Below are 26,105 nucleotides of genomic sequence, written 5' to 3'. Positions count from 1 at the left end.
GTTTCATGACTGTTCATAATGACACCGTCTCAGCTGCGCTGGCGGATCCGGATCAGCCCCAACCTTATGCGGAACTGGGTCTCAAAGATGATGAATACGCCAGAATTAAAGAAATTTTAGGGCGACGCCCCACCGACGCAGAGCTCACCATGTACTCGGTGATGTGGTCTGAGCACTGCTCCTACAAATCCTCTAAGGTTCATCTCCGATACTTTGGGGAAACCACCACCGAGGAGATGGGGCAGAAAATCCTTGCCGGAATCGGCGAAAACGCCGGCGTCGTCGACATTGGCGATGGCAACGCGGTGACCTTCCGCGTGGAATCCCATAATCACCCTTCCTACGTGGAACCTCACCAAGGAGCAGCAACCGGCGTAGGCGGAATTGTTCGCGACATCATGGCAATGGGGGCTCGCCCGATTGCCGTCATGGATCAGTTGCGCTTTGGTGCCATCGACAACCCAGACACCAAACGAGTCCTTCCCGGCGTCGTCGACGGCATTAGCCACTACGGTAACTGCCTCGGCCTACCAAATATTGGCGGCGAAACTGTTTTTGATGACTCCTACGCCGGCAACCCCCTCGTCAATGCACTATGCGTGGGAACCCTCAAAGTTGAGGACCTTAAACTAGCTTTTGCTTCCGGCACCGGCAACAAAGTGATGCTTTTTGGATCACGCACCGGCCTAGACGGCATTGGTGGGGTGTCAGTTCTTGCCAGCGACACCTTCGAAGACGGGGCTGAACGAAAACTACCGGCTGTCCAGGTAGGCGACCCCTTTGCCGAAAAAGTCCTGATCGAGTGTTGCTTGGATCTCTACCGCGCCGGGGTAGTGGTAGGTATCCAGGATCTCGGCGGAGCGGGGCTTTCGTGTGCTACCTCGGAGCTCGCAGCTTCCGGAGACGGAGGTATGAGCATCAACCTTGATGCGGTGCCGCTGCGGGCGGAAAATATGACGGCTGCGGAGATCTTAGCTTCGGAATCCCAGGAGCGGATGTGCGCCGTGGTAGCCCCGGAAAACGTGGCGCAGTTCCGTGAGATTTGCGAGCACTGGGATGTGACCTGCGCAGAAATTGGTGAGGTCACCACGGGGAAGCACTTGGTGATTACCCACTGCGGTGAGGTAGTGGTAGATGCTCCGGCACATACTATTGCCAATGAGGGGCCGGTGTATGAACGCCCGTGGGCTAGGCCAACGTGGCAAGATGCCCTCCAAGAACCAGGGGAGGTCAAAGCCGCTGAGGATCTTCGACAAGCACTCCTGGATATGGTGTCTTCGCCAGCTTTGTGTTCGCGGGCTTTTATCACGGAGCAATATGACCGCTATGTGCGCGGAAACACCGTCAAAGCACTGAACTCTGATGCCGGGGTGCTCCGCATTGATGAAGAGACTCATCGCGGCGTGGCAGTGGCGTCGGATGCATCGGGGCGATATACCAAACTTGATCCCAACATGGGTGCTCGCCTAGCGCTGGCTGAAGCCTATCGAAATGTGGTAGTCACCGGTGCGCGGCCCGTCGCGGTAACGAACTGCCTAAATTACGGCTCCCCAGAAAACCCGGACGTGATGTGGCAATTCCGGGAGTCGGTTCACGGGCTAGCAGATGGCGCCAAGGAGCTAGGGATCCCGGTGTCTGGCGGCAATGTCTCCTTCTACAACCAGACTGGCGACGAGCCGATTTTGCCCACCCCCGTGGTTGGTGTGCTGGGTGTTATCGATGATGTTCGCCGCACCCTGGGTCATGATCTGGGTGCGGGCCCCAGCCCAGAGGTGATTTTCCTCCTCGGAGACACCAAGGAAGAATTTGGCGGTTCCATTTGGCAGCAGATCAGCGGCGGCGGTCTTCAAGGGCTGCCACCCCAGGTGGATTTAGCAAATGAGCAACGCCTAGCGGTGCTTCTTCACGGGGCCACGGATGTCACCGCCGCCCATGATCTTTCCGAGGGTGGACTATCTCAGGGGATTTTTGAGATGGTCCAGCGCAATCAGGTTGGAGTGAACGTGGACCTAGCTGCGGTTCATGAGGATCCTACTACTGCCTTGTTCTCTGAATCAGCTTCCCGTGTCCTTGTGGCGACGACGCTATCTCAAGCGGATTCCTTCCAGACGCGGGCTAAAGAGCTAGGAATCCCGGTGCGTCAGATCGGGACAACGACCGATGCTGGTGAGGGAGCAAACCTAGATTATGGCGTGGTGTCCATTCCACTTGTGGACTTGCTCACTGCCTGGGAGGGGACTTTGCCTGAGGAATTTGGTCACGCTGTCGGCGCAAATTCCGTAGTGGAATAAGCAATTCTTAATAGTTTTCATCTGAGAGTTGCTGCAGCGCTACCTCCGGCGTAGATTACGAAATCGTAACCTACTTTGCCGGAGGTTTTGCTATGACCCCTTCCACCTTGTCCTCCCATGGTGAGGAAAAAACCATTGAGGTCACCCGGCTCATCCTAGATCGCGGGCCTCGTCCCACTGGGCGGGGTTGGGCGCACGTCATCGCCGCCATGGTGTCAGTGATTGCCGGCACCGTCCTCACCACCGTGGCCTGGATGCTCCTGGTGTGGTGGGAAGCTCTCGGGGTTACCATTTACGCCTTAGGAGTTATCGCCCTCTTCGGTGTCTCCGCCGCCTATCATCGCGGTCGCTGGAAAAGCGCCCGAACAGTGCGATGGTGGCGCCGAGCCGATCACTCCACCATCGCTATTTTCATTGCCGCCACCTACACCCCCCTGTGTCTGATTATTCTTCGCCCCCTCAGCGCCGCCATCATCTTGTCCTTCGCCTGGGCCGGGGCAGCGCTAGGAGTGATCCTCAACATGGTATGGATAGAACATCCGCGCTGGCTAGACGTCGTGGTGTACTTGGTTCTGGGCTGGCTCATCATCCCGTTACTACCTGAGTTGTGGTCCAACGCCGGCCCCGCAGTAGTGTGGCTTCTTTTCGCCGGTGGGCTGGTCTATTCCCTAGGCGCCCTCATTTACGGTGTGCAATGGCCAGGGCGCAACGCCCGGTTTGTGGGCTACCATGAGCACTTCCACTCCGCTACCGTCATCGCCGCAGTCATTCATATGGTTGCCGTCTGGATGGTGGTGTGCGGCTAACCCCCACACCCACAACTATCCTCAACTCACCGCACTGTTTTATAGTTGAACAGTTCTGATATTCACCGCCCGGCGACGGGCATTTCTCATGCCGGAGCTGTCTATGTCTGATCCCTCGTCTCAGTCGTATCTGCACGGCATTGTCCCCCAGGCGCGAAGAGAAATCACTGCTTGCCGACGCCTTAAGCTCCCACTTCATCCTCGGTTCCACCTGCGTGACTGCGGTGTTATCGGGTTTATCCAGGGACGTCCGCTTTATCCCACGTGCCTGATCGGGCCGGGCTTTATCTCCCCTGGTGGTTTCTCTCATGCCTAGGGTGCTTATCATTGACAACCATGATTCCTTCACCTTCAACATCGTGGAGGAATTACGTCACCTTGGGGTAGAGCCCTTAGTTATTCCCCATGATCACGGCGATACTCTTCCGCTCCACGACGTTGCGGCGATCATTATTTCCCCCGGCCCTGGTAGGGCGTATCGCCCCGACGACGTCAGACTCAGCCGCGCCGCGCTGGCAACCGGACTCCCGGTTCTAGGCATTTGCCTGGGAATGCAACTTATTGCTCACCACTGCGGGGCGCACTTAGTCACCCACCCTCCCCACCATGGGATGGTGTCCGCTATCAACCACACCGCAGACCCACTTTTTTCTCATCTCCCTAACCCCTTTCACGCGGTTCGCTATCACTCGTGGATTATTTCCCACCTTCCCGAGGAACTCATCGCCCTCGCCCACAGTGAGGACGGAGTCATCCAAGCCATTAAACACCGGGATCACCCCTGGTGGGGAGTACAGTTCCACCCTGAATCCATCTCAACCCAGCAGGGTCGAGAACTCCTCAGCAATTTCTTGCACCTAGCAGGGTGGCGTCGAACCTATCGACAATCTATCCCCAACCCCTGGGGGTGGACCGCGCCCCAAATATTCTCCGAGCTCTGTCAACACCACCCCCAAGCGGTGTGGCTCGATGATCAAAGCGGCGGGTGGAGTGTCCTGGCGTTATTTCACGACGCCCCACCGATTCACTGCCGCGTTCACGACGCAACAGCTCACTCCATCGCCCACCATCTGCGTCCCGAACTAACTCAACACCACCTTCTTAAAGAATCGCTCCCGTTTTCCTTCCGCCCCGGCTGGGTGGGTTGGATAGGCTACCACCCCACCGACGGTGCGGAATTCCTCTTTGTCTCCACCGCCATCGTGGTCGGCCCAGGCCCCCACCCAGAGATCTATGTGGTGGGGTTAAAAGACGAGACAGCCACGGCGGCAACCTTCGCCACGGTGCTGTCTTTCCCTCCGCCAGCCAGCGTTCCTCTCGACGCTAATCCCATTCACCTAACCGCCCGGGATTCTCGGGAAAGCTACCTAGATAAAATCGCCCGGCTGCGCGCAGAAATAGCTGCTGGAGAAAGCTATGAAGCCTGCCTGACCACTCAGTTTCACGGTGTCGCGGAGCTTAATATCGGGCACTATATGAAGCTGCGCGAAGCTAACCCGGTTCCTTATGGCGGGTATTTCCGCTGTGGAGACACCCAACTCCTCAGCGTGTCACCGGAACTTTTTCTTCGACTCGACAACGCCGGGCAATTATGCTCAGCCCCGATTAAAGGAACCAGGCCAGCTTCTGCCGACCCTAGGGAATTAGCGAATAACCCCAAGGACCGGGCGGAAAATAGGATGATCACCGACCTGGTGCGCCATGACCTCGCCCACGTGGCAGAACCCGGCACCGTCACAGTCGAAGATCTGTTTAAGGTAGAAAGCTACGCTACGGTTCATCAACTCTTGAGTGTTATCTGCGCACAGATCAGGCCTGACCTTGATATTTTCGATGCCTTAGCTGCCGCTTTCCCCGGCGGCTCAATGACTGGTGCCCCCAAAGAACGCAGTTGCCATATCCTTGAGCGAATTGAGGAACACCCTCGTGGGATTTACTCCGGGTGCTTCGGATGGTTTGGCTGCGACGGTTCAGCGGAATTAGCCATGACTATCCGCACCGTCGTCGCCCAAGGCACCCAGGTGAGCTATGGAACCGGCGGGGCTATTCTCTATGCATCTGATCCGCACCAAGAATGGGAAGAGATTCTAAGCAAAACCCGAGCCCTCCAGCCTATAGCGCATCTTGAACAATGATTATTGATTCCTGGTTGATTTCTCGCCCTTCGGTTGACTCCCCGCCTAAGATCGCGGGACTAGCTCACCACCTTCACCGTTTTCGTCGCAGTGTGGAGGAGTTTTATGCTCGACGCCTACCCGACGATTTTCTTACTCACGTCCACAAAGAATGTCTCAACGCTCCGGTCGGGCAGTGGTTTCCCCGGGTGGAAGCAACCGCAACAACCCAGGATTTTCGGTGGCGGCGCAGTCCTCAGCGTCGTACTCACACTCGTTTGCTAGTGCGCGATTTCCCCGACGATCCCCGCCGATATCCACACTTTAAAGGGCCTGATTTGCCGACATTGCAGGTGCTGCGCACCCAGGCGCAAGAGGCCGGGGTTGATGATGTGTTGATGTGTGTGTCCGGAATGGTATGTGAAACTACCACCGCTGCGGTGGTGCTGCGTACTGAGGATGTTCTCGTGATTCCTGAGGCACCTCGCTTGTCCTCAGTCACTGAGGAGCTTCTGCTGGCTGGGGAGATTAGACACGCTGATCTGCGGTGGGGGAAAGTAGAACAGCGTCCCATTGAGATGACCGAGATTACTCAACCTCATCACCAGCTATGGGCATTGAATTCCCTGCATGGGATCACGCCGGTGACGTTGTGTGCCGGGAATTTTCTATAGTGTCAATCATGGCTGAACATCCACAGGCGCCGAGTGCGAAAAAAGAACCGGTCATTCGTAGTTTTCATGGTAGGGAGTTTGTTGATAATTATGAGTGGCTGAGGCAGAAAGATGCCCCGGAGACTCGGGCGTATCTTGAAGCCGAGAACACCTATACCGAAACTGTGATGAAACCCCTGGAAGGTATGCGGGAAAATATTTTCCAGGAAATCCGTTCTCGGATTAAAGAAACCGATATGTCGGTACCGCAACGCATGGAGGATTATTGGTACTACGGTCGGACCAAAGAAGGCTCTGAATACGGGTTTAGTTGTCGGGTGCGCGCTGCTGAAGGCAAAGACCGTTGGGTGCCTCCGCAGATTCCGGAGGATGGTTCTCCTGCTGAAGGCGAAGAAGTGTTGCTTGATCTCAACGCGTTAGCGGAGGGGGAAGAGTTTTTCAGTTTGGGTGCTTCTTCTATCACTACATCTGGGCGTTTACTGGCTTACTCCACAGACACCGTCGGCGATGAGCGTTTTGAGTTGGTGATTAAAAACCTGGAGACCGGGGAGCTATTGGAGGATCGCCTCCACAATGTGTTTTATGGAGCTACCTGGGCTGGGGAGGAATACCTCTTTTACACCACGGTGGATGACGCGTGGCGCCCTGATAAGGTCTGGCGTCATCGCATCGGAACCCCCCAAGAAGAGGATGTGTGTGTTTACCATGAACCCGATGAAAAGTTTGGGGTGGATATTGGTTCCAGTCGTTCACAGAAATGGTTGATGATTGCCTCGGCGTCGAAACTGACCAGTGAAGTGCGAGTATGTGATATGTCTACCCCCGAGGGGGAGTTTCGGGTGCTCTGGGAACGAGAATCCGGGGTGGAGTATGACGTTGACCACGCCATTGTTGGTGGAGAAGATCGCTGGTTGGTGATACATAACGCCACCGGACCAAATTCCGCGGTCGCAGAGTCTCCGATCACCTGGCCATTAGCTCCGCTCAAGGAACTCCATGAATTAGTTCCTCACCGTGACGAGGTCCGTATTGAATCCATTGAACCCTATGCTTCCTTCCTGGTGTTGGGGTATCGTCGCGGGGCTATTCCCCGAACCGCAATCATGAAACTCTCTGAGCGTGGCTACACCAGTTTCCAGGAGTTGGAATTTGAGGAAGAGCTCTATAGCTGCGGTGCTAGCGGAGGGCCGGAATGGGAAGTTCCCTTCGTCTTTATTTCCTACTCCTCTTTTACGGTTCCCACGCAGGTGTTCCAAGAAAACATCGCTACGGGTGACCGAGTTTTAGTCAAAGCTCAAGAGGTACGCGGAGGCTATAATCCCCAGGACTACACTGCCACCCGGTTGTGGAGTACTGCACCCGACGGCACCAAGATCCCGGTATCGCTTATCCACTCCGCAGATCTCGACCTAAGCCAAGGCCCTCACCCCACCGTGCTCTACGGCTATGGCGCCTACGAAGCCTCCCGCGATCCCGGTTTTTCCGTCTCCTTGCTCTCCATGATGCAGCGCGGTGTGATTTTCGCTATCGCTCACGTTCGCGGCGGCGGAGAAATGGGCCGACGCTGGTATGAGGAAGGAAGACTACTTCATAAACGCAACACCTTTACTGACTTCATCGCCGTAGCTGATGATCTCATTGCCCAAAAAATCACTAGCCCTGAGACGATGGCTGCCTATGGTGGATCAGCCGGCGGACTGTTGATGGGGGCGGTAGCGAATATGGCACCGGACCGATTCTGCGCTATCCATGCGGCCGTTCCTTTTGTGGATGCGTTAACGAGCATCCTTAAACCTGAGCTGCCGTTGACTGTGCCGGAATGGGAAGAGTGGGGAGACCCCTATCATGACCCCGAGGTCTATGACTATATGGCTAGCTACTCCCCCTATGAAAATGTGAGCACCCAAAACTATCCCGACATTTTGGCCACTACCTCGCTTAACGACACCCGAGTGCTATATGTGGAACCGGCCAAATGGATTGCCAAACTCCGGGACACCGCCACCGGAGGGGAATTCCTCCTCAAAACGGAAATGGTGGCCGGGCACGGTGGGGTTTCGGGTCGTTATCAAGCGTGGCGGCAAACCGCCTATGAATACGCCTGGTTGATCCATAAGATCACCGGTGTGGTGGATTAGTCAGACGTCGGGCCATAAAATCCACCCCATCTAGGGGTGGAAATGGAGTGTACTTTGGGGTGTTCCTATTCACTTCAGGGGAGGAGGATGGTCCGCGATAACGGTGGACATAGAGCTAAAGAGGGGTAGGGCGGGGGCAGGTAGAGGCGAAGGCAACACTACGGACGCAAAGGTGATTTGTCCCATGCTCGCAAGCGGAGGAAAATATGACCGAAAGGTTATATCCCCCTGTCTTCAGCCGTCTGCTCGCCGATCCGTCCTAGACGTCTGAGTTGGAGTTCGCGTCGGATCGGCGGCGCGCGGAAGTGAAGGACCGAGGACATGGCTAGCACCCCTCCCCACTCAAGTGGACCACGGATTGCCGACCCAAAGAAACCGCGGAAAGACCGCACACACTGGCTTTATATCGCGGTGATTATCGCCATTATCGCTGGTGTAGCACTAGGCATTATTGCTCCCGGAGTGGCGAAACAGGTGGAATTCCTCGGCACTTTCTTCATCAAACTCATCAAGATGATCATTACCCCGGTCATCTTCTGCACCATTGTGCTCGGTATCGGGTCCGTGCGTTCCGCCGCTGCGGTCGGTAAAGCCGGCGGTCTGGCGTTGATTTACTTCGTGACCATGTCCACCTTCGCCCTGACTATCGGCCTGTTGGTGGGCAATATCATCGAGCCAGGCAGTGGCCTTAATATTGAGCCTTCAGAAGAAGCAGTCAGCCACCTGGTTGGCGACGCTACCCATAGCACTGGTGGCGGCGGTCTATCTGGAATGCTGCTCGATATTGTGCCCACTACCTTCTTTAGTGCCTTTGTTACCGGCAACATCCTCCAGGTCTTAGCAGTTGCTCTGGTGGTGGGATTTGTCGTGCAAACTCTGGGTTCACAAGGAGAACCCATCCTCGGTTTCGTGGCCCATCTCCAGAAATTGATCTTCAAGATCTTGGGATGGATTCTGTGGCTAGCTCCCCTCGGTGCGTTCGGCGCCATGGCTGCTGCCGTCGGCAAATCCGGCTGGTCGGTTGTGGTTCAGCTCGGCGTCCTCATGTTGGCCTTCTACCTGACCTGTATCATCTTCATCTTCGTGGTATTGGGCCTGGTCCTGAAGATCTTTACCGGCCTGAATATTTTGTCCTTGCTGAAGTACCTTGGCCGGGAATTCCTGCTTATTTTTGCCACCTCTTCCTCCGAATCCGCCCTGCCTAATCTAATGCGCAAAATGGAACACGCCGGTGTGGATAAGTCCACCGTCGGTATCGTGGTCCCCACCGGCTATTCTTTCAACCTCGACGGAACCGCTATCTATCTGACTATGTCAGCTATCTTCATCGCTGATGCCATGAATATGCCCATGGACATTGGGCAGCAAATTGGCATGTTGATCGTCATGATTATCGCCTCTAAGGGCGCAGCCGGCGTATCTGGTGCGGGTCTCGCCACCTTGGCGGCAGGCCTCCAATCCCAGAAGCCGGAATTGGTGGGTGGTGTGGCCTTTGTGATGGGCATTGACAAGTTCATGTCTGAAGCCCGTGCCTTAACGAACTTCGCCGGTAACTCGGTAGCCACCCTCTTGGTGGGCCAGTGGACTGGAACCTTAGATAAAGAACGCGCCCGCCAGGTGCTTTCTGGTCAACTGCCCTATGTGCCGGCCGAAGACGATGATAAACCGGGTGATTTCCGCCGCAGCCCCTCGGTGGAAAACCCCGCCCAGGACCGGCTCCAACCCACCCCACAGGTGGATCTGGATAGTTATACCGTCGCCCCCGAAAAACCTGAGTAATATCCTCCCCGGTTTAATCAATATGCCGGGGAGAAGACAAGGTGATCAGTGGTTTCGGCGAGTACTCGGCGCGTAAATTACGCAAAACCGTTGCGTGCTCTGCCAGCCGCTGATCTTCTTCGGTATGGGGGTGGAATTGACGCGCCGGCAAGGGGTTGCCGTCGGGGTCAATGGCAATATAGGTAACGGTGGCGTGGATGGCTTGTTGTAGATGCTCCCGGCCACCACGGGGGCTACCAGAGCGCACATGCACACTCATCTGCATGGAACGAGCATCAGTACGCATGAGGCGAGCGTCAACCTCAATTAAATCCCCAATGGAAATAGGCCGGTAGAACCGAATTCCCCCGGCGTAGACTGCCACCGTGTGTTCCCCGGACCACTCCATGGTGCAGGCTGCCCCGGCTTGATCAATCCATTCCATTGCAGTACCACCGTGAACATTGCCGCCCCAGTTAACATCGGTGGGCTTAGCGAGGAAGCGGTGAATGAGCCGAGGAGCTTCAGACTCGCCATCATAGGTTTGCTTTTCCATCTCCGCTTCAATGGCTTTGCGCAGCTCAATCCGAGATAACGCAGCAGCGTGGGCCTCTTCCTCCGCAACATTGCGTGGCTGGAAACTAGGCACTGGCTGAGATTTCCCAGTCTCAGTGTTTTTAGCGACGAAAATCACGAGACAATCACACGCCCGAGTGAAAATGCCCTGCCGGGGATCAGCGGAAAACACTTCATTGACAATATGCATAGAAGAACGCCCGGTCATGGCGATCCGAGACCGCACCTCCACCATATGGCCGCTCGGAATAGGCCGGGTGAAGTGAATATGCCCCACGTACGCAGTAACGCAATATGTCCCGGACCATTGGGTGGCGCAAGCATAGGCTGCTTTGTCAATCCACTCTAGAACCCGGCCACCAGAGACACCATGACTGCCCGCCATAATGACGTCGGTCGGGGCAGCCATGAAACGCAAAATGAGTTGGGGGGATTTCTCGGAAGTCATGGCACTAAATCTATCTAAGCTAGCCTCATGGTGAAAAGAATCGACGCTGCGCGTCTGCGCGCGGAGGTAGAGGAAGTCCGCGCGTGGGTGGAAGACCGTAGTAACCAGGTAGAAAAACCACCGCGAGCTGCGATAGCGCGTGCGGTGCGCGGGACCGCGCGGTTGCTCGCTGAACGCGCTCCCGGTCATTGCGTAGAAGTCCGGGTCCCCCCATTTGTGGCAGTACAGTGCATTGAAGGCCCACGCCATACCCGAGGCACCCCTCCTAATGTGGTGGAATGCGATCCCCGCACCTGGCTTCGCTTAGCCTGCGGAATTGAGGATTTTCACCACTCTCCCGGGGTAGATAGCAGCGGCTCCCGCGCCGGAGAAGTTGCACACTGGTTGCCGCTTATTCGATAAGCAGCACTGAAGAAGGGTAGACTCAGGCCCCGTGGTATCTGATGACCGCCAGAAAACTAAGGACATGCGCCCCACCCCGATCAACGGCTTAGATGATCAGGGGGAGCCAGAACCCCGCGAAGAATGTGGTGTTTTTGGAGTTTGGGCGCCAGGGGAAGACGTCGCCAAACTCACATACTTTGGGTTATTTGCGCTGCAACACCGCGGCCAAGAAGCCGCCGGAATAGCAGTGGGTGACGGCGACAGCATCGTAGTTTTTAAAGATATGGGATTGGTGTCTCAGATCTTTGAAGAATCTGCTCTCAGTGCCCTCCAAGGGGACGTAGCCATAGGGCACACCCGGTACTCCACGGCAGGAGGAACCCACTGGGAAAACGTGCAGCCCATGTTTCGTAGCACCCCGGAGGGGGGCGACGTCGCCTTAGGGCACAACGGAAACCTAGTGAACTACCAGCAACTTCATGATGAGGCGGTGGAGCGTGGCCTCATTGACGGCAAAGCAGCAAGTTCTGACACCGCGGTGATGTCTGCCTTGTTGGCGGAAAAAATCACCGCCGATGTTTCCCTTTTGGATTCTGCCCGGCAATTGCTGCCGCGCATTAAAGGTGCGTTTTGTCTCACCTTCACTGATGGTTCTACCCTCTACGCCGCGCGGGACCCGTGGGGGATTCGTCCCCTTTGCCTAGGGCGGCTAGAACGTGGCTGGGTTATTGCTTCCGAAACATGCGCCCTAGACATTGTGGGGGCCAGCTTCGTGAGAGAGATCGAACCCGGAGAACTAGTAGCCATTGACGCTGGCGGCGTCTACTCCGAGCGCTTTGCCGATACTCAGCACAAAGGCTGTGTATTTGAGTATGTTTATCTGGCTCGTCCAGACTCCGTCATCCGTGGGCGAGCGGTCAACGCCACCCGCCTCGATATTGGGCGACGCCTGGCCAGGGAGTACCCAGCCGATGGGGATTTAGTCATCCCCGTACCGGAGTCGGGCACACCGGCAGCGGTAGGCTACGCGCAAGAATCCGGCATTCCGTTCGGACAAGGGTTAGTGAAAAACGCCTATGTGGGGCGAACCTTTATTCAGCCTTCTCAGACCCTCAGGCAGCTAGGGATCAGGCTGAAACTCAACCCATTGAAAGAAGTTATCGACGGCAAAAGACTCGTCGTGGTCGATGACTCCATTGTGCGCGGCAACACCCAACGCGCGTTGATCCGGATGCTGCGGGAGGCCGGCGCTAAGGAAGTTCACGTGCGGATTGCTTCACCACCGGTGAAATGGCCGTGCTTCTATGGCATAGATTTTGCTAGTCCCGGGGAGCTTATTGCCAACGCTGGGGATATTCGTAGCGAAGAAAAAATGGTGGAGGCTGTGTGTCGGGCTATCGGGGCGGATAGTCTGGGGTTTGTCTCGATTGAGGAGATGGTTCAGGCCACCTGCCAGAAGCGTGAAGAGCTGTGCGTGGCGTGTTTTGACGGGCACTATCCCATTGGCGTTCCCGAAGGAAACTCCAACGCGGAACTTGTGCTTCGGCTTCAATCTGGCCGGGCAGCCGGCACCGCTACCATCGACCGTGACCAGAATAATTAAGGGATTAGATAAACACCATGACTGAGAACAACCCGACCGCCGAGGGCGCTTCTTATGCCGTCGCCGGTGTGGATATTGAAGCCGGCGACCGTGCTGTGGAATTAATTTCTCCGCACGCTCAGCGAGCAACCCGCCCCGAGGTGCGCGGTGGGCTAGGTGGCTTTGCCGGGCTCTTTGCGCTGGGGAAATATCGGGAACCGCTGTTGGCGGCTGGATCTGATGGGGTAGGAACGAAATTAGCCGTGGCTCAAGCCATGGATAAACATGACACCATCGGTATTGATTTGGTGGCCATGTGCGTCGACGATCTCGTGGTCTGCGGAGCGGAACCGCTCTTCCTGCAAGACTATATTGCGATTGGCAAAGTCATCCCGGAGCATGTAGCCGACATAGTTTCCGGCATCGCCGAAGGCTGTGTACAAGCCGGATGCGCCTTGCTTGGTGGCGAAACCGCCGAGCACCCTGGAGTGATGGAGGAAACCCACTACGATGTCTCAGCCACTGCCGTGGGGGTGGTTGAAGCTGATGAAGTTCTCGGTCCAGAGCGGGTGCGCGCCGGGGACATCATTATTGCCATGAAGAGTTCTGGTTTGCACTCTAATGGTTATTCTTTGGCCCGCCATGTGCTCTTAGAGCGCGCCGGTTTAGCGCTCGACGCCTACATGGAGGAGTTTGAGCGAACCCTAGGAGAAGAACTCCTTGAACCTACCAAGATTTATACCAAGGACTGTTTAGCTCTAGCAGCCGAATGCGAAGTTCGGACTTTTTGCCACGTCACTGGCGGTGGATTAGCCGGCAATCTGAGCAGGGTCATCCCAGAAGGCCTGGTGGCAGATATTAACCGAGGGACGTGGACTCCGGGCCAGATTTTCCGCACCATCCAGAAGCTAGGCACAGTAGCCCTCGCTGAGATGGAAAAGACATTCAATATGGGTGTGGGGATGTTAGCGGTAGTCTCACCTCATGATCGTGATCGAGCCTTAGCCATGTTAGCGGCTCGCCACGTAGAGGCGTGGGAGGTCGGTTCCGTGCGGACGGCCGCCGACGAGAAAGAAGACAAAGTTGTCATGAAAGGCATCCATCCGGGATTCTAGGCACAGGAAAGGCCCCGCGCCCGATGATCTTGGTGAATCCTCGGAAGTGCGGGGTCAACAATGGCTTAAGCCGGTAGGTCAACGGCGGTAGCCGTCATCCTCGTCTTCGTCTTCGGCCCAATCAGCATATTTTGAGTAAAGGTCATCTTCATACTCATCGGCCTTCTCATCATGATGAGGGGCCTGAGCTGCGAGCTCCCGTTGAAGAGAGTCCAGATCCATCTCAGGAGAGTGGTACTTCAATCGACGAGCGACCTTGGTCTGCTTTGCCTTCGCGCGTCCGCGCCCCATGGCATTGACCCCCTCGGGTTCGAAAAGGGGCGATCCAGGGAATTCGGATGCCCCATCAACGTGCTACTTATCTCTTTTTTTCCTGTAGTCAGGATAGCGGTTCTTAGTGAAAATTTCCGAACCGGGTGACCTCACGGCGAGTCGCACCAGGTAGCAGGGGTCGATGGAGAACCAAAATTGACGCTCACCGTGCAGCGTGAGGGCGTGGTTGTCGGCCAAGATGGGTGAAAAAACTCTTCAGATGAACGCTGGAGTGACCACCCCCTGAAAGGGGGAGAGGCTAGAGTCCGCGAAGTCTATCAACTGCAGCTCGACCGGCGCGAGGACCTTCGTCCTGGGGCAGGGAGGTGGGGTCGACGGCTACGGCGGTATCTCCGATATGAAGATCGCTGGTGCCCAGTGCTGAGCGTTTAATCAAGGCGAAAGCAATGGGGCCGAAATCGCAGTCGTGGACGATGGTTCCGACTCTGCCGACGGTGCGATTGCCTCGCTGAACGGTCATCCCGGGGAGCGGTTCACGAGGGGCGGAACCATCTAGTTGTAAGAGCACTGCCACCCGTGGACTACGGCCCAGATTCTCTACCCGAGCTACGGTTTCTTGACCCCGGTAGCAGCCTTTATTGAGGTGGACGGCGCCGGGGTGTATCCCACGCCCGATCCAGTGGGGGACTTCGTGCGGGATACTGCGATGATCAAGATCTACAGATAGTTCTGGTTCTAGCGCACGTACCCGTTCAGCGCTAAAAGCCATCAGCCCGGCCCGAGTTATTCCCTGGGCCTCTAAATTTTGGGCCAGGTGCCGGAGATCATGCCGCGCTACAAAAAGATCCATCCTGGGGTGGGCAGTCCAGCTATAGCTCGCTGCGCCGAGAATCCCGGGGCTGGGGACGTCGAGCAACTTTTGGACGTCCTCTCCGATGAGGGTTATCACTCCCGCATCGATCATTTCGATGCTGACCTTGGACCAAAAGATCATCTTATGAAGAAAATCATAAAGAGTGTCTGCCTGCGCAGCGGTGGTGTGGATCAGGAAGCAAGGGGTGTGATCCGTAGAATCATCCGCAGCGCGCAGCACATCCAGGTGGTGCTGGATATGTCCTTGCATGTCGAGATCAAGGGCCGGGGAGTAAAACCCCACCGGGGCATCGTCTAATTTTTGACTCAGCAGATTATTCAAGAAGGTTGCAGAGTCGGGGCCGCTGATTCGAAAGACTCGGCGATGTGAGCGGTCAATCCACACGGGGTGGTTCTCAATCAGGCGCTGTTCGCCGAGAGGATCCCCGTAGTGCCACGCCACCCCAAACGCGTCTGGGTGGACAGTTGCTTCCGGTGGGGCCTGAAATTCAGTAGCGCCGGGCAGTTCCAATAAAGGAGATTGGTACTGAGTCATCACAGAACTGATGGTAGCGCCTTAAAGGGGGCATAATTCAAAGTATGGCCCCTCGCAGTGTGCAACCTGTCATTTTGATTGTGGAGCCCTTTGGTGGTTCTACCCGACTCCATAACCCCAATTTACCCATGGTGTACTGGGATGATGCTGCCGTCACCCGGGGAGACGGAGTGTTTGAGACCCTTCTTATCCGAGACGGCAAACCAGTTAACATTGAGCGACACGCTCGACGCTTCCTCGCCTCAGCCACCCTTCTGGGGTTGCCGGAACCGGACCTAAACTACTGGCATCGGGCCACCGATGAAGCAGCGATGGAGTGGTATCGACAACAGGGGCAAACCCCAGCCGAAGGGTTCCGCGGCGAAGCGCAATGTGTGTGGACCTACACCCGAGGCCGAGCGAGTACCGGCAACCCGACCGCCTGGATCCGAGTTAATTCTCTGCCTGCTGAGATGATTCAGCAACGAGAACAGGGCGTGGCGGTTATGACCACACCGCGGGGGTGGACAATTAACACCGAGCTCCCGGGTGTCTACGTCGCCGCTGAGGGCAAAGTTCCTCAATCCCCGGCGCCGTGGTTGACGGTGGGAGCAAAAACCCTCAACTACGCAGCCGCCATGGCTGCCTTGCGCTATGCCAAGGACCGTGGATTTGATGATGTGGTGTGGCTAGGGGCAGATGGTGAAAGCGTGCTTGAAGGAGCGACCTCGACCGTGGTGATGGAGAAGAAGGGTAAGCGACTGCGTACACCATCGAGTGGCGGGGAAATTTTGCCCGGCACCACCCAGGCGGCCTTATTTGATTACGCGCATAGTCAGGGCTGGAAGTGCAAAGAAAAGCCACTGACCGTCACGGATCTGAAGAGTGCCCGATCTGTATGGCTACTGAGTTCTGTTCGAGGGGCAGTGCCGGTCACAAGAATCGACGACACCTGCCTTGAACCTCATGACCTAGATGAACTCCGACAGCTATTCCAGGCGGCCATGCATTAGCCGGCAACCCGCTTCAGTTGGGCGGACATTCGGGGTTTTAGCTCACCATTAACCGCGCGTTCTTCCACCCACCCCAAGTCATTGTTAGGCATGAGCCCATAAAGTCGCTTACCGGCACCCAGCATCACGCTTCCGGTAGCGGTTGCTAAGCTTTGCGCGGTTTCCAATTGCCAGGCGCGTTCATTAAGCAGATCCCCGTAGAAAATCTCTACCGCTCCGGAGGAGTGGCAACAAATCATCTCTATTTCGTCTTTGTCATTAATGCGCCAAAAGCCACACTCACGAGACACCGCGCCGGCGGATTCACCGGATTCGTTAATCCGCCACACCCGGGATTCATAGGTGAGATAGTTTTCCCCATCGTGGGCGAAGGTTAATTGCTGGCCAAAGGCATACTCGCCATCTTCGACGGTGTCTGCTTGGCCTTCGCCTCGCCATACTCCCACCAGTGGCAATAAGGCTAAGAGGCCATCATGGAGACTAGGTCCTTGGCGCAGATTCGCCGTGTCATCCGGCAGCGGGATTTCCCCGCTCAACGGGATATTGCGGTGCGCAGTCTTTTGGGATTGCTCAGCCGCTAAATTCACCGCCTCATTGCCGTCGAGACGGGGAGAAAGGTTTTCAGGATGTCCAGTTTCATCAGCCATGCTCACCAGCCTAATGCTCTCCGAGCATCAAGGAACTCAAAACCCTTCCAATAAGTTACGCTGCACTGGGATAACCGGTAATCTGTGTGGTTGTGGATGTGCTGCTCATCGCCAACCCCAACTCCACCACTCAGTCCGATGCATTATTTCGGCAAATTATTCCCAGGCTGAGGGAGGTTCCGGAGTTGCATCTTTGTGCGCGTTTCACTCACTATCCAGGACACGCTGAACAAATGGTGCGAGGTTTGCGTCGCACTGACTATGAGCTCATCATCGTGGTCGGCGGGGATGGAACTCTCAATGAAGTTATCAATGGGCTTCTCGGCCCCGTCACCGATGACAACACCAGTGCTTTTCACCCCAGCCACATCCCCGCTCTGGCGGTCATCCCCACCGGATCAGCGAATGTTTTTGCCCGAGCCCTCGGCTTCCCCGCTGACCCCGTAGCGGCTGCGTTAGACTTGGCAGTTCTTATCGAGGGGGATTTTCGCCGAACTATATGTTTAGGGACATGGAATCATCGCTGGTTTGCGGTCAACGCCGGGTTCGGAATAGACGCTGATGTCATCGCTCGGATCGAGCGCGCCAGAGCTAAAGGTTTTTCCGCCAGCCCCTTGCGCTATCTCGCAGTGTCACTGCGCACCTGGTTCGACGCCCAACGATGCCCGCCAGCAATTTCAGCCTGGGCTCGAGACCGCCAAGGCGGGGAACTGGAGCTTCACCAAGTCCCGTTGTGCCTAGCCTCCAACACAAATCCGTGGACGTTTTTGGGCCCCTTGCCGGTAGTCACTAATCCTCGGAACTCTTTTGACCGGGGTCTAAGCATGTTTGTCCTTAGGGATCTTCGCGGGATTAAAGGGGTGCTCGCTATGGTTCACCTGATCGGTATTGGGCATCGGCGCTGGTTAGAAGAGCTGATCCGAGACCACACCATCCAATTTGATGACATCGTGGAGCTGGAGTTGCGGTGTGAGGGTCCGCAGCGCTTCCAGGCAGATGGGGAATTTGAGGGAGAGTGGGATCATATCCGCCTAGCAACTGTCCCGGATGCTATTGAGGTGATGGCGCCTCAATATATTCCCGAATCAACATCGCGGTCATGGCGGGTTTGGTTGAAGAATACGCTGCGGTTACTTAGAAATTAACCTTCTTGATGGGAGATAAGTCATCCACCTGAACCTGCACATTTCTTCGTTGAGTCTCAAAATAGATGGAACCGCCCCGCACATATACAGCTTCGGCTTGTTGCGCTAAAGGCAGGCGTCGGGTGTCTAAATCCCACTGAAACGCGGCCAGGGCATCTTTTTCGCGGCCCTCGGGGGCACTAATCACCTGACGAGGAATGAGATGAAACCACGGGCCGTTAAGCCTCAACGCAGCCACCACTGTTACCGGTTTATCAAACCCCACTGGTGTTCCACTTAGCTGGACTTCGCTCGCAACCCCACCACCTGGGGAAATATCATAGGGATTAGCTATCTCCAGGTTCGTGATATTCAGCTGGTTTCCTAAGGCAACTCCGTCCAGACTCAGGGTGCGGGAAAAAAGCTCTGCTACTGCGCTGGAGAAGTCCCCGGAGATGAGTTGGCTCGGAGTGATCTCTACTGTGGAGTAGCTGGTGCTGGCGTTGAGCATCCCAAATTCTGGGACATCCACGTCGAAGGCTACGGCGGAGATTCCGGAGACCTCGCCGGTGAGGGCAGAGAGAAGATAGGGAAACCCGCCGATGCTGACTCGCGGATCAGTGGCGAGACCGGCGATGCTGCGTACCTCCTGGGCTGTTTTTCGCTCCGCGCGGATAGCTAACCCCAGGTCAACAAGGAGAACAAGCCCCACCACGAGGACAATGCTGACCACTGAGAAAATAAGTCGCCGCGGAATATTCACTCTCTCAGGCTACCCTGGGGCCATGATCTCCCAAGAACAACACCGGCAGATTCACCATCTCCTTGAGCAGATAGCCTCGGTTGACGGGATAGAACCATTGTCAGAGCATTTCCTCAATGGTATAGCCGACCCGTCCTTAGGGCACCGTCACTTCATCCGATGGGAAAATTCCGTTCCCATTGCTATTGCTGCGCTCGACGTCGATCAGGTAGAGCTAAGCGTTCACCCGGAGTTCCGGGGCCGCGGCATTGGGCGTGGCCTTATTGAGGAGATTCGGGATACTCAGCCACAAGTCCAGTTTTGGGCGCATGGCAATTGCGCTGCTGCTCAGCATCTTGCTGCCAACTATGGGTACTCCGTGATCCGAGAATTATTGGTGATGTCCCTAAGCGAGGAGCATTTGGCCAAAGAATCAGAAGTATCCATCCCCGCCGGGTTTTTCGCGACGACTCTGTCAGAGGCGCAACGCCGCTGGTCCTCCGAGAGCGTGGAAGATGCGTGGCTAGCGGTCAATAACGAGGCTTTTAGTTGGCATCCGGAACAAGGCGGCTGGGATCGTCAGCGATTGCACCGAGCTCAACAGGCTGAGTGGTTTAGTCCCGATGACGTGTTCTTTCTCTGGGAAGAGAACTCAAGTTCTCAAACTCCGCCATTAGCTGGATTCCATTGGACTAAATGGCATGGTGGTGCCGACGCTGTGGGCGAAGTGTACGTGGTGGGACTATCCCCGAGGTTCCAGGGAAAGAAGCTGGGAACTCCGTTATTGGCGTTGGGGATACGTCGAATGTTTCTTGATCATCATGCCAAGAAAATTATCTTGTACGTGGAGTCAGATAACGAAGCTGCCGTGGGGTTATATCGGGCACGCGGTTTTAGCGTGAGTGAACAACACACGGTGTATGGAATCACCTCCTAACGCTAAATGTTCGGGGGAAGTTCACCGGCTCTTCATCTAGTGGGGCAGCGTTAGTCATCTGTGGGCCTTAAGTTGCTTCGGTGTGAGAATCGATCAATTGTGGAAAGGGTCCCACACCATGAACAATGTCCGTGCTGGTGTTTTATGTGCTGCTGTTCTTGCTGGGGCAATGACGCTTAGTGCCTGTAGCGAAACTGGGAGCAGTGGGGGAGGGACCACGATCCCAGGATTAAGTGGTGCTAGCGGAAACTTGGTCGGGGAGGGCGCATCTTCCCAGCAAAATGCGATGGACTATTTCGCCCACCGGTTCCAAGAGGCGAGTGGTGGGGCTAGCTTGTCCTATAACGCTTCGGGTTCCGGTTCCGGTCGGACTAATTTCGTGGCTGGTCAGGTTGCTTTCGCCGGGTCTGATTCACCCCTTAAAGATGATCAAGTTGCTGCAGCAAAGAAGCGCTGCGGAGGTAACGACGCCTGGCATCTTCCGATGGTCATTGGGCCGGTTGCTATTGCCTACCACCTCGATGGCACCGACAATCTGAATCTCAGCGTAGATACCATCTCTAAGATTTTCAGCGGCAAGATTACACAGTGGAATGATCCAGCCATCGCCGCAGAAAACAAGGGCGTAGAGTTGCCGGACCGGAAGATTTCGGTGATTTACCGCTCGGATGAATCCGGAACCTCAGATAACTTCCAAAAATTCCTTGCTGCGAACACCGACTGGTCCGGTGAGGGCCAGCAATTCCCTACCGCGGTGGGTGCTGGAGCTAACGGCTCAAATGGCGTAGCAACTGAGGTGAAGAATATTGATGGCGCTATCACCTACGTGGAAGCTGGGTTTGCTCACCAGCAAGGTCTAGGAGTAGCGAACGTGGACTTTGGGCACGGTCCGGTTTCTCCCACTAAAGAGACCGTGAATTCCGCGTTAGATTCCTTAACCTTTAGCGGTGAAGGCCACAACATGGTGGTAGACACCAAGGCCTTGTACCGGATGAACCAAGCCAATACCTATCCTCTCGTGTTGACCACCTATGAGATTGTTTGCTCTGCTGGGTATGACGAACAAACTCGAAACTTGGTCAAAGATTTCCTCACGGTGGCTTTGAACTCCCAGGATGACCAATTAGCTGACTTGGGCTATATTCCGGTTGCTGGTTCCCACCATGATCGCCTCGTTGATGCTGTTAACGCTATCCACTAATTCTTTGGCTGAATCATGACTTATTCTTTTCCTTCTGCTCAGCGTCGTTCCCGACCGGCGCCGTCATCGACCCCGACAATTGTTCCGGAACCTGATCCGGGTCCTCTCCCAGAACACTCCTTACATCCAACCCGAGGGGTTCGACGCATAGGGGACCGGGTATTCAGCGGTTTGTCGCTATCCTCGGCTGGATTTATTAGCTTCATCATTGCTGCTATCGGTGTGTTCTTGCTGTGGCGGGCAGTCCCTGCGCTGAGCAATAACGCCAAGGGCTTGGTGGGTTTTTTCACCTACTCAGAGGCATGGAACACTACCGACACCTCCGCCATGTACTTCGGGATCCCCAATCTCTTGGCTGTCACAGTCATGATTTCCCTCTTGGCTTTGGTCTTAGCCATGCCGGTGGCTCTGGGAATTGCTATCTACCTGTCAAACTACGCGCCGAAAAATCTCGTCAAACCTCTGGGGCATTTGGTCGATATGCTGGCCGCCGTCCCCTCCATCGTCTACGGCTTATGGGGTTGGCAGGTCCTGGGCCCCTCCCTCAAAGAGCTTTATGTCTTTCTCCACGCCCACCTCAGCTTCATTCCGCTTTTTGCCACCTACCCAAATTCACCCTCCTTTGATACCGGACGCAACGTCTTTACCGGAGGGGTAGTGCTTGCGGTGATGATTTTGCCGGTGATTGCCGCCACCACCCGGGAAGTGTTTGTCCAAACGCCGAAGGGCCACATTGAGGCTGCTCTAGCCCTGGGTGCAACCCGTTGGGAAGTAGTCCGCATGACGGTTTTGCCTTTCGGTCGTTCCGCCTTTATCGCCGGTGGGATGCTTGGTCTAGGCCGCGCACTAGGTGAAACCATGGCCTTGTACATGGTGGTATCCCCCTCTACGGCGTTCCGGGGTTCGCTATTCGACGGCGGAACCACCTTTGCTACCGCCATTGCCAACGCCGCCCCCGAGTTCAATGATGACCTCAGAGCGGGCGCCTACATCGCCGCTGGTTTGGTGCTTTTTGCCCTCACCTTCCTCGTCAACGCCCTTGCCCGTGGAGTGATTTCCCGGAGGAAGAAATAAATGACTGTCCTTACGTCCCGTTCCAACACCAGGGTGGGTGTGTCCACCCGACGCCGATTCTCTAATCACTTTGCTACTGTGTTGATTAGCTCGACCATGTTTCTTGCCCTGATCCCCCTGGTATGGGTGCTCTGGGAAGTGGTGGCTCGCGGTATTGGCCCAGTGCTTCATCTTGAATGGTGGACTACCTCTCAGCGTGGAGTGATGTATCACACTGCTGGCGGCGGTGCCCTCCACGCTATTGTTGGCACCCTAGTTCAGACGCTTATCACCGCAGCGTTATCTATTCCTATTGGGATCTTCACCGCCATCTATCTGGTGGAATACGCCAATGGTTCACGATTAGCCCGGTTCACTACCTTCATGGTGGACATCCTGACGGGCGTGCCTTCCATCGTGGCGGCGTTATTCATCTATTCCGCCTGGATTGTGCTTTTCGGTTTTGATCGCTCTGGTCTGGCCGTGTCCCTAGCGTTGGTCATCCTCATGGTTCCGGTGATTATCCGGAATACCGAAGAGATGCTTCGAGTAGTGCCCCAAGACCTCCGGGAAGCCTCCTATGCTTTAGGGGTCCCCAAGTGGAAAACCATTGCTCGCATTGTGCTGCCTACGGCCTTATCCGGAATTATCACCGGCGTGATGTTAGCTATCGCCCGCATCATGGGTGAATCTGCGCCTGTTTTTGTGTTGGTGGGCTCAACCCAGGTGATTAACTGGGATGCTCTCAACGGCCCGCAATCATCCCTGCCATTGATGATGCTGGATATGTATAAGGCTGGGACATCTGATGCTGTGCTTGCGAAACTGTGGGGGGCTGCTTTTACGTTGGTGTTCATTATCGCCGTGTTGAACGTGGGGGCGCGGTGGATATCTTCCCATTTCTCGGTCAAAACTCACTAATACAAAAGTAAGGATCTCACCCGATGAGCAAGCTCAAACTCAATGACGTGAATATTTACTATGGTGATTTTCATGCGGTTCAAAACGTGTCGATGGATATTCCAGCGCGGTCAGTAACAGCTTTTATTGGTCCTTCCGGATGCGGAAAATCCACTGTGCTTCGTACCCTTAACCGGATGCATGAGGTGACACCGGGGGCCAGCGTTCAAGGAGAAATCCTGCTGGATGGGGAAAATATTTATGGTCAGCAAGTAGACCCGGTGTCGGTCAGAAACACCGTGGGGATGGTGTTTCAGAAAGCTAACCCCTTTCCCACAATGTCTATTGAAGACAACGTGGTGGCGGGGCTGAAATTAGCGGGCGAGCGGAATAAGAAGAAGCTCAAAGAGGTGGCGGAGAAATCCCTGCGGGGGGCGAATTTATGGGAAGAAGTGAAAGACCGTTTAGATAGGCCAGGTGGTGGTTTATCGGGCGGGCAGCAGCAGCGGTTGTGTATCGCTAGAGCTATAGCGGTGGAACCCGAGGTGCTGTTAATGGATGAGCCGTGCTCTGCCTTGGACCCCATCTCTACCCTGGCGGTTGAGGAATTAATTCACGAACTCAGGGAAAAGTACACCATCGTCATCGTGACGCATAATATGCAGCAAGCCGCCCGGGTGTCAGAGCAAACCGCATTCTTCTCCCTGGAAGCAACGGGTAAACCCGGCCGACTAGTGGAATACGGTCCGACGCGTCGGATTTTCGAGACACCGGAAAAGAAAGAAACCGAGGACTATATTTCCGGTCGATTTGGCTAACCGCCCCGCCAAGGGGGGGATTAAGAGGAAGATGAACGGCCCCGATGGTAGATCCGCTCAAGATCTTCAAAGCGGCGTTGAAAATCTTCCTCTTCTTTAGAGCGTTCTCGTTCTGCTAAGTATTCTTCTTTCATCATGCCGGTGGTGAGGTACACAATTCTGGCGGCCACATTGACACAATGATCGGCAAAGCGCTCATAATAGCGAGCTAGAAGAGTGATATCCACCGCGGCACACGTGCTATGCGGCCATTCCCTGAGGGTCAGCATACTCATGAGATGGTCGTGGAGATCATCGACGGCATCGTCGTCTTGACCGAGGACCACGGCTACTTCCGGGTCCGGGTCAACCAAAAGGTCTCGAACCCGCGCACCCATATCTGCCACTAAGCGGGCTAGTTCTTCAAAGTACCCCACAATGGGTTCGGGAAGAACAGCGCCGGGGTGGCGGCGTCGGGCACAACGAGCCACATGCATTCCTAGGGCGGCCATTCGGTCGAAATCTTCCACAATATAAATGGAGGAGATGACTTGGCGGAGATCCCGGGCTACGGGAGCTTCTAAGGCTAATAGTTCAATAGCTCGGGTATCGCAGCGGACGCGCGTTTCCTCCAGTTGATCAGATAAGGACAGCGCATCTTCTGCTGCTTCTAAGGAATGTTGTAATAACGCTCGAGATGCCTGCGTCATTGTTTCTTGCACGATATCGCACATCAAAATGAGATCATGGGCAAAGGCATCTAAATGTTCCCGATAAGCGGTTCGCATGGCTAACAGCATAGATGGAAGACACAGATTTCGCGCGTTAAGAAGTCTCCTGGGGCTCGACGCCTCAGGCGCATCGTGTGTACCTATCCGCCAGAGTTCTCAATTTCTGCTCCCTCAGGGACGGTGTCATCCTCGGGATCATCCAGCCACCCTTCCGGAAGGGCAACCTTGCCCGGCGATCCTTGACGGCCCCGAGCACCATCCGCATCGCGAGCAAGAGCCGTGGAATCTTCCCAGGGGTGCACAATCTTAGAGAGTTCCTCCAGACTTGTCACTTTCGCTAGAGCCGCTCGGAACTCACCACCAACCGGGAAACCGCGCAGATACCAGCCAATATGTTTTCGAATATCACGGCAGGCTCGTTGTTCTCCGTCATGGGCGGCAAGAAGTTCAGTATGGCGTTGAATAATCTGACATACTTCGCCAAGTGTCGGCTCGGCCGGAATGTCCTCACCACGCAGCTCCGCAGAAAGTTCGGCAAATAGCCAGGGCCGTCCCAAGCAACCGCGACCTACCACCACCCCATCGCAGCCGGTTTGATCCATCATGCGTCGGGCATCAGCGGGGCCAAAAATATCGCCATTCCCTAAAACGGGGATGCCGGTATGAACGAGGTGTTCTTTTAGTCGGGTGATTTCCTCCCAGCGGGCAGTCCCGGAGTAGCGCTGTGCGGCAGTTCGGGCATGTAGAGCTACTGCCTGGGCTCCTTCGTCAACGGCGATTCGCCCAGCATCTAAGTGGGTGTGGTGTTCTTCGTCGATACCGATCCGGAATTTCACGGTGACGGGAACTTCAGTACCTTCAGTTGCTTTGACCGCAGCAGCCACGATATTGCCGAATAGTCGACGTTTATAGGGGAGCGCTGAACCTCCCCCACGACGAGTGACCTTGGGAACAGGGCACCCAAAATTCATATCAATATGATCGGCAATATCCTCATCCACAATCATTTTCGCTGCTTCATAGGTGTATCGCGGATCAGTGGTATAAAGCTGGAGGCTTCGCGGATTTTCCTCCGGTGCGAAAGTCGTCATCTTTAACGTCTTTTCATTACGTTCGACGAGTGCCCGCGCGGTGACCATCTCACACACATATAAACCGGATACTGTTCCTGTGCGCTGCAATTCCTGCTCCCGACACAAGAGTCGAAACGCGACGTTCGTGACGCCTGCCATGGGTGCTAACACCACCGGGGAGCGAAGTTCCAGGGATCCGATCTTTAAAACCACGCTCCATATTGTGCTCTTTTCTCTCGTTTCCCCCAAACCGGGGTAGGCTACGTTGGGGACTAGTCCATGGCTTTGGCGGGAGGAAAGGACTAGTAGGCGAATCAGAGTGAAATAGGCTACTGTGGTTT

General features: G+C 55.5%; 24 protein-coding genes. 17 read left to right on the top strand and 7 right to left on the bottom strand.

Going from position 1 to position 26,105, the window contains the following annotated elements; all coding sequences use genetic code 11:
* The first annotated feature begins 5 nt into the window (after window positions 1-5).
* From purL to GP475_RS10230, 7 genes are all read left to right on the top strand, one after another.
* Window positions 6-2,291, top strand: coding sequence for a phosphoribosylformylglycinamidine synthase subunit PurL (purL, locus tag GP475_RS10260; RefSeq protein ID WP_187974277.1), 2,286 nt, complete (start codon window positions 6-8; stop codon window positions 2,289-2,291).
* A gap of 92 nt (window positions 2,292-2,383) precedes the next feature.
* On the top strand, window positions 2,384-3,097 hold the full coding sequence (gene trhA / locus GP475_RS10255; RefSeq protein ID WP_187974276.1) for a PAQR family membrane homeostasis protein TrhA: 714 nt from the start codon (window positions 2,384-2,386) through the stop codon (window positions 3,095-3,097).
* A gap of 103 nt (window positions 3,098-3,200) precedes the next feature.
* The gene (locus GP475_RS10250) at window positions 3,201-3,413 is read left to right on the top strand and encodes a hypothetical protein (protein WP_187974275.1); all 213 of its coding nucleotides are present in this window, start codon (window positions 3,201-3,203) and stop codon (window positions 3,411-3,413) included.
* The gene (locus GP475_RS10245) at window positions 3,406-5,232 is read left to right on the top strand and encodes a chorismate-binding protein (protein ID WP_187974274.1); all 1,827 of its coding nucleotides are present in this window, start codon (window positions 3,406-3,408) and stop codon (window positions 5,230-5,232) included. Before GP475_RS10250 ends, GP475_RS10245 begins: the two co-directional genes overlap by 8 nt.
* Window positions 5,229-5,885 (top strand): aminotransferase class IV, encoded by a 657-nt coding sequence (locus tag GP475_RS10240; protein ID WP_187974273.1) that lies wholly within the window; start codon window positions 5,229-5,231, stop codon window positions 5,883-5,885. The genes GP475_RS10245 and GP475_RS10240 overlap by 4 nt, the downstream gene beginning before the upstream one ends.
* 8 nt (window positions 5,886-5,893) lie before the next feature.
* A complete protein-coding gene (locus GP475_RS10235; RefSeq protein WP_187974272.1) occupies window positions 5,894-8,023 on the top strand; it encodes a S9 family peptidase in 2,130 nt (709 codons plus the stop codon).
* Between the two features lie 321 nt (window positions 8,024-8,344).
* A complete protein-coding gene (locus tag GP475_RS10230) occupies window positions 8,345-9,802 on the top strand; it encodes a cation:dicarboxylate symporter family transporter (protein WP_187974271.1) in 1,458 nt (485 codons plus the stop codon).
* 13 nt (window positions 9,803-9,815) lie between these two features.
* Here GP475_RS10230 and GP475_RS10225 read toward each other — a convergent pair whose 3' ends face one another.
* Window positions 9,816-10,805: an acyl-CoA thioesterase gene (locus GP475_RS10225; RefSeq protein ID WP_187974270.1), complete on the bottom strand. Its 990-nt coding sequence runs from the start codon at window positions 10,803-10,805 to the stop codon at window positions 9,816-9,818.
* Between the two features lie 27 nt (window positions 10,806-10,832).
* Between GP475_RS10225 and GP475_RS10220 the strand changes: the two genes are divergently transcribed.
* From GP475_RS10220 to purM, 3 genes are all read left to right on the top strand, one after another.
* Window positions 10,833-11,207, top strand: a complete 375-nt coding sequence (locus GP475_RS10220) for a sterol carrier family protein (RefSeq protein WP_187974269.1) — start codon at window positions 10,833-10,835, stop codon at window positions 11,205-11,207.
* Between the two features lie 64 nt (window positions 11,208-11,271).
* The gene (gene purF, locus GP475_RS10215; protein ID WP_187975909.1) at window positions 11,272-12,792 is read left to right on the top strand and encodes an amidophosphoribosyltransferase; all 1,521 of its coding nucleotides are present in this window, start codon (window positions 11,272-11,274) and stop codon (window positions 12,790-12,792) included.
* A 17-nt stretch (window positions 12,793-12,809) separates the two neighbouring features.
* Window positions 12,810-13,886, top strand: a complete 1,077-nt coding sequence (gene purM / locus GP475_RS10210; protein ID WP_187974268.1) for a phosphoribosylformylglycinamidine cyclo-ligase — start codon at window positions 12,810-12,812, stop codon at window positions 13,884-13,886.
* Window positions 13,887-13,964: 78 nt separating this feature from the next.
* Here the strand turns inward: purM and GP475_RS10205 are convergent, their stop codons facing one another.
* Together GP475_RS10205 and ygfZ are read right to left on the bottom strand one after the other, a co-directional pair.
* Entirely contained in the window at window positions 13,965-14,177 is a 213-nt protein-coding gene (locus GP475_RS10205) for a DUF3073 domain-containing protein (RefSeq protein WP_187974267.1), read from the bottom strand.
* Window positions 14,178-14,457: 280 nt separating this feature from the next.
* Window positions 14,458-15,567: a CAF17-like 4Fe-4S cluster assembly/insertion protein YgfZ gene (gene ygfZ / locus GP475_RS10200; RefSeq protein WP_187974266.1), complete on the bottom strand. Its 1,110-nt coding sequence runs from the start codon at window positions 15,565-15,567 to the stop codon at window positions 14,458-14,460.
* Between the two features lie 44 nt (window positions 15,568-15,611).
* On the opposite strand from ygfZ, the gene GP475_RS10195 reads away from it, so the two are divergent.
* A complete protein-coding gene (locus GP475_RS10195) occupies window positions 15,612-16,559 on the top strand; it encodes an aminodeoxychorismate lyase (protein ID WP_187974265.1) in 948 nt (315 codons plus the stop codon).
* On the opposite strand, the gene GP475_RS10190 is transcribed toward GP475_RS10195, so the two are convergent.
* Window positions 16,556-17,206, bottom strand: coding sequence for an FABP family protein (locus tag GP475_RS10190; protein ID WP_187974264.1), 651 nt, complete (start codon window positions 17,204-17,206; stop codon window positions 16,556-16,558). The genes GP475_RS10195 and GP475_RS10190 overlap by 4 nt on opposite strands.
* A 92-nt stretch (window positions 17,207-17,298) precedes the next feature.
* Here GP475_RS10190 and GP475_RS10185 point away from each other — a divergent pair, with 92 nt between their 5' ends.
* Window positions 17,299-18,351, top strand: coding sequence for a diacylglycerol/lipid kinase family protein (locus GP475_RS10185; protein WP_187974263.1), 1,053 nt, complete (start codon window positions 17,299-17,301; stop codon window positions 18,349-18,351).
* Here GP475_RS10185 and GP475_RS10180 read toward each other — a convergent pair.
* Complete coding sequence (locus GP475_RS10180; protein ID WP_187974262.1) at window positions 18,341-19,093, bottom strand: LmeA family phospholipid-binding protein; 753 nt, start codon at window positions 19,091-19,093, stop codon at window positions 18,341-18,343. The genes GP475_RS10185 and GP475_RS10180 overlap by 11 nt on opposite strands.
* A gap of 22 nt (window positions 19,094-19,115) precedes the next feature.
* Here GP475_RS10180 and mshD point away from each other — a divergent pair, with 22 nt between their 5' ends.
* The 5 genes from mshD (at window position 19,116) to pstB (ending at window position 23,981) form a co-directional block, all read left to right on the top strand.
* A complete protein-coding gene (gene mshD, locus GP475_RS10175; protein WP_187974261.1) occupies window positions 19,116-20,009 on the top strand; it encodes a mycothiol synthase in 894 nt (297 codons plus the stop codon).
* Window positions 20,010-20,127: 118 nt separating this feature from the next.
* Entirely contained in the window at window positions 20,128-21,210 is a 1,083-nt protein-coding gene (gene pstS / locus GP475_RS10170; RefSeq protein ID WP_187974260.1) for a phosphate ABC transporter substrate-binding protein PstS, read from the top strand.
* Between the two features lie 15 nt (window positions 21,211-21,225).
* Window positions 21,226-22,284, top strand: coding sequence for a phosphate ABC transporter permease subunit PstC (pstC, locus tag GP475_RS10165; RefSeq protein ID WP_187974259.1), 1,059 nt, complete (start codon window positions 21,226-21,228; stop codon window positions 22,282-22,284).
* Window positions 22,285-23,184: a phosphate ABC transporter permease PstA gene (gene pstA, locus GP475_RS10160; RefSeq protein WP_187974258.1), complete on the top strand. Its 900-nt coding sequence runs from the start codon at window positions 22,285-22,287 to the stop codon at window positions 23,182-23,184.
* Between the two features lie 23 nt (window positions 23,185-23,207).
* Window positions 23,208-23,981, top strand: coding sequence for a phosphate ABC transporter ATP-binding protein PstB (pstB, locus tag GP475_RS10155; RefSeq protein WP_187974257.1), 774 nt, complete (start codon window positions 23,208-23,210; stop codon window positions 23,979-23,981).
* A gap of 20 nt (window positions 23,982-24,001) precedes the next feature.
* On the opposite strand, the gene phoU is transcribed toward pstB, so the two are convergent.
* Window positions 24,002-24,748, bottom strand: a complete 747-nt coding sequence (gene phoU, locus GP475_RS10150) for a phosphate signaling complex protein PhoU (RefSeq protein WP_187974256.1) — start codon at window positions 24,746-24,748, stop codon at window positions 24,002-24,004.
* An 83-nt stretch (window positions 24,749-24,831) separates the two neighbouring features.
* Window positions 24,832-25,977 carry a tRNA dihydrouridine synthase DusB gene (gene dusB, locus GP475_RS10145; RefSeq protein ID WP_187974255.1) on the bottom strand — a complete coding sequence of 382 codons (1,146 nt, stop codon included), beginning with the start codon at window positions 25,975-25,977 and terminating at the stop codon, window positions 24,832-24,834.
* Between the last annotated feature and the right edge of the window lie 128 nt (window positions 25,978-26,105).

Source organism: Corynebacterium poyangense (assembly GCF_014522205.1).
GTDB classification, from domain to species: domain Bacteria; phylum Actinomycetota; class Actinomycetes; order Mycobacteriales; family Mycobacteriaceae; genus Corynebacterium; species Corynebacterium poyangense.
The sequence above is the reverse complement of the archived record's forward strand: the minus strand, read 5'-3'. Positions and strand labels throughout refer to the sequence as shown.

Bases quoted from the DNA above. Each gene is read 5' to 3' on its own strand.
- purL (WP_187974277.1), top strand. From the start codon at position 6: ATGACTGTTCATAATGACACCGTCTCAGCTGCGCTGGCGGATCCGGAT.
- trhA (WP_187974276.1), top strand. From the start codon at position 2,384: ATGACCCCTTCCACCTTGTCCTCCCATGGTGAGGAAAAAACCATTGAG.
- GP475_RS10250 (WP_187974275.1), top strand. From the start codon at position 3,201: ATGTCTGATCCCTCGTCTCAGTCGTATCTGCACGGCATTGTCCCCCAG.
- GP475_RS10245 (WP_187974274.1), top strand. From the start codon at position 3,406: ATGCCTAGGGTGCTTATCATTGACAACCATGATTCCTTCACCTTCAAC.
- GP475_RS10240 (WP_187974273.1), top strand. From the start codon at position 5,229: ATGATTATTGATTCCTGGTTGATTTCTCGCCCTTCGGTTGACTCCCCG.
- GP475_RS10235 (WP_187974272.1), top strand. From the start codon at position 5,894: ATGGCTGAACATCCACAGGCGCCGAGTGCGAAAAAAGAACCGGTCATT.
- GP475_RS10230 (WP_187974271.1), top strand. From the start codon at position 8,345: ATGGCTAGCACCCCTCCCCACTCAAGTGGACCACGGATTGCCGACCCA.
- GP475_RS10225 (WP_187974270.1), bottom strand. From the start codon at position 10,805: ATGACTTCCGAGAAATCCCCCCAACTCATTTTGCGTTTCATGGCTGCC.
- GP475_RS10220 (WP_187974269.1), top strand. From the start codon at position 10,833: ATGGTGAAAAGAATCGACGCTGCGCGTCTGCGCGCGGAGGTAGAGGAA.
- purF (WP_187975909.1), top strand. From the start codon at position 11,272: ATGCGCCCCACCCCGATCAACGGCTTAGATGATCAGGGGGAGCCAGAA.
- purM (WP_187974268.1), top strand. From the start codon at position 12,810: ATGACTGAGAACAACCCGACCGCCGAGGGCGCTTCTTATGCCGTCGCC.
- GP475_RS10205 (WP_187974267.1), bottom strand. From the start codon at position 14,177: ATGGGGCGCGGACGCGCGAAGGCAAAGCAGACCAAGGTCGCTCGTCGA.
- ygfZ (WP_187974266.1), bottom strand. From the start codon at position 15,567: ATGACTCAGTACCAATCTCCTTTATTGGAACTGCCCGGCGCTACTGAA.
- GP475_RS10195 (WP_187974265.1), top strand. From the start codon at position 15,612: ATGGCCCCTCGCAGTGTGCAACCTGTCATTTTGATTGTGGAGCCCTTT.
- GP475_RS10190 (WP_187974264.1), bottom strand. From the start codon at position 17,206: ATGGCTGATGAAACTGGACATCCTGAAAACCTTTCTCCCCGTCTCGAC.
- mshD (WP_187974261.1), top strand. From the start codon at position 19,116: ATGATCTCCCAAGAACAACACCGGCAGATTCACCATCTCCTTGAGCAG.
- pstS (WP_187974260.1), top strand. From the start codon at position 20,128: ATGAACAATGTCCGTGCTGGTGTTTTATGTGCTGCTGTTCTTGCTGGG.
- pstC (WP_187974259.1), top strand. From the start codon at position 21,226: ATGACTTATTCTTTTCCTTCTGCTCAGCGTCGTTCCCGACCGGCGCCG.
- pstA (WP_187974258.1), top strand. From the start codon at position 22,285: ATGACTGTCCTTACGTCCCGTTCCAACACCAGGGTGGGTGTGTCCACC.
- pstB (WP_187974257.1), top strand. From the start codon at position 23,208: ATGAGCAAGCTCAAACTCAATGACGTGAATATTTACTATGGTGATTTT.
- phoU (WP_187974256.1), bottom strand. From the start codon at position 24,748: ATGCGAACCGCTTATCGGGAACATTTAGATGCCTTTGCCCATGATCTC.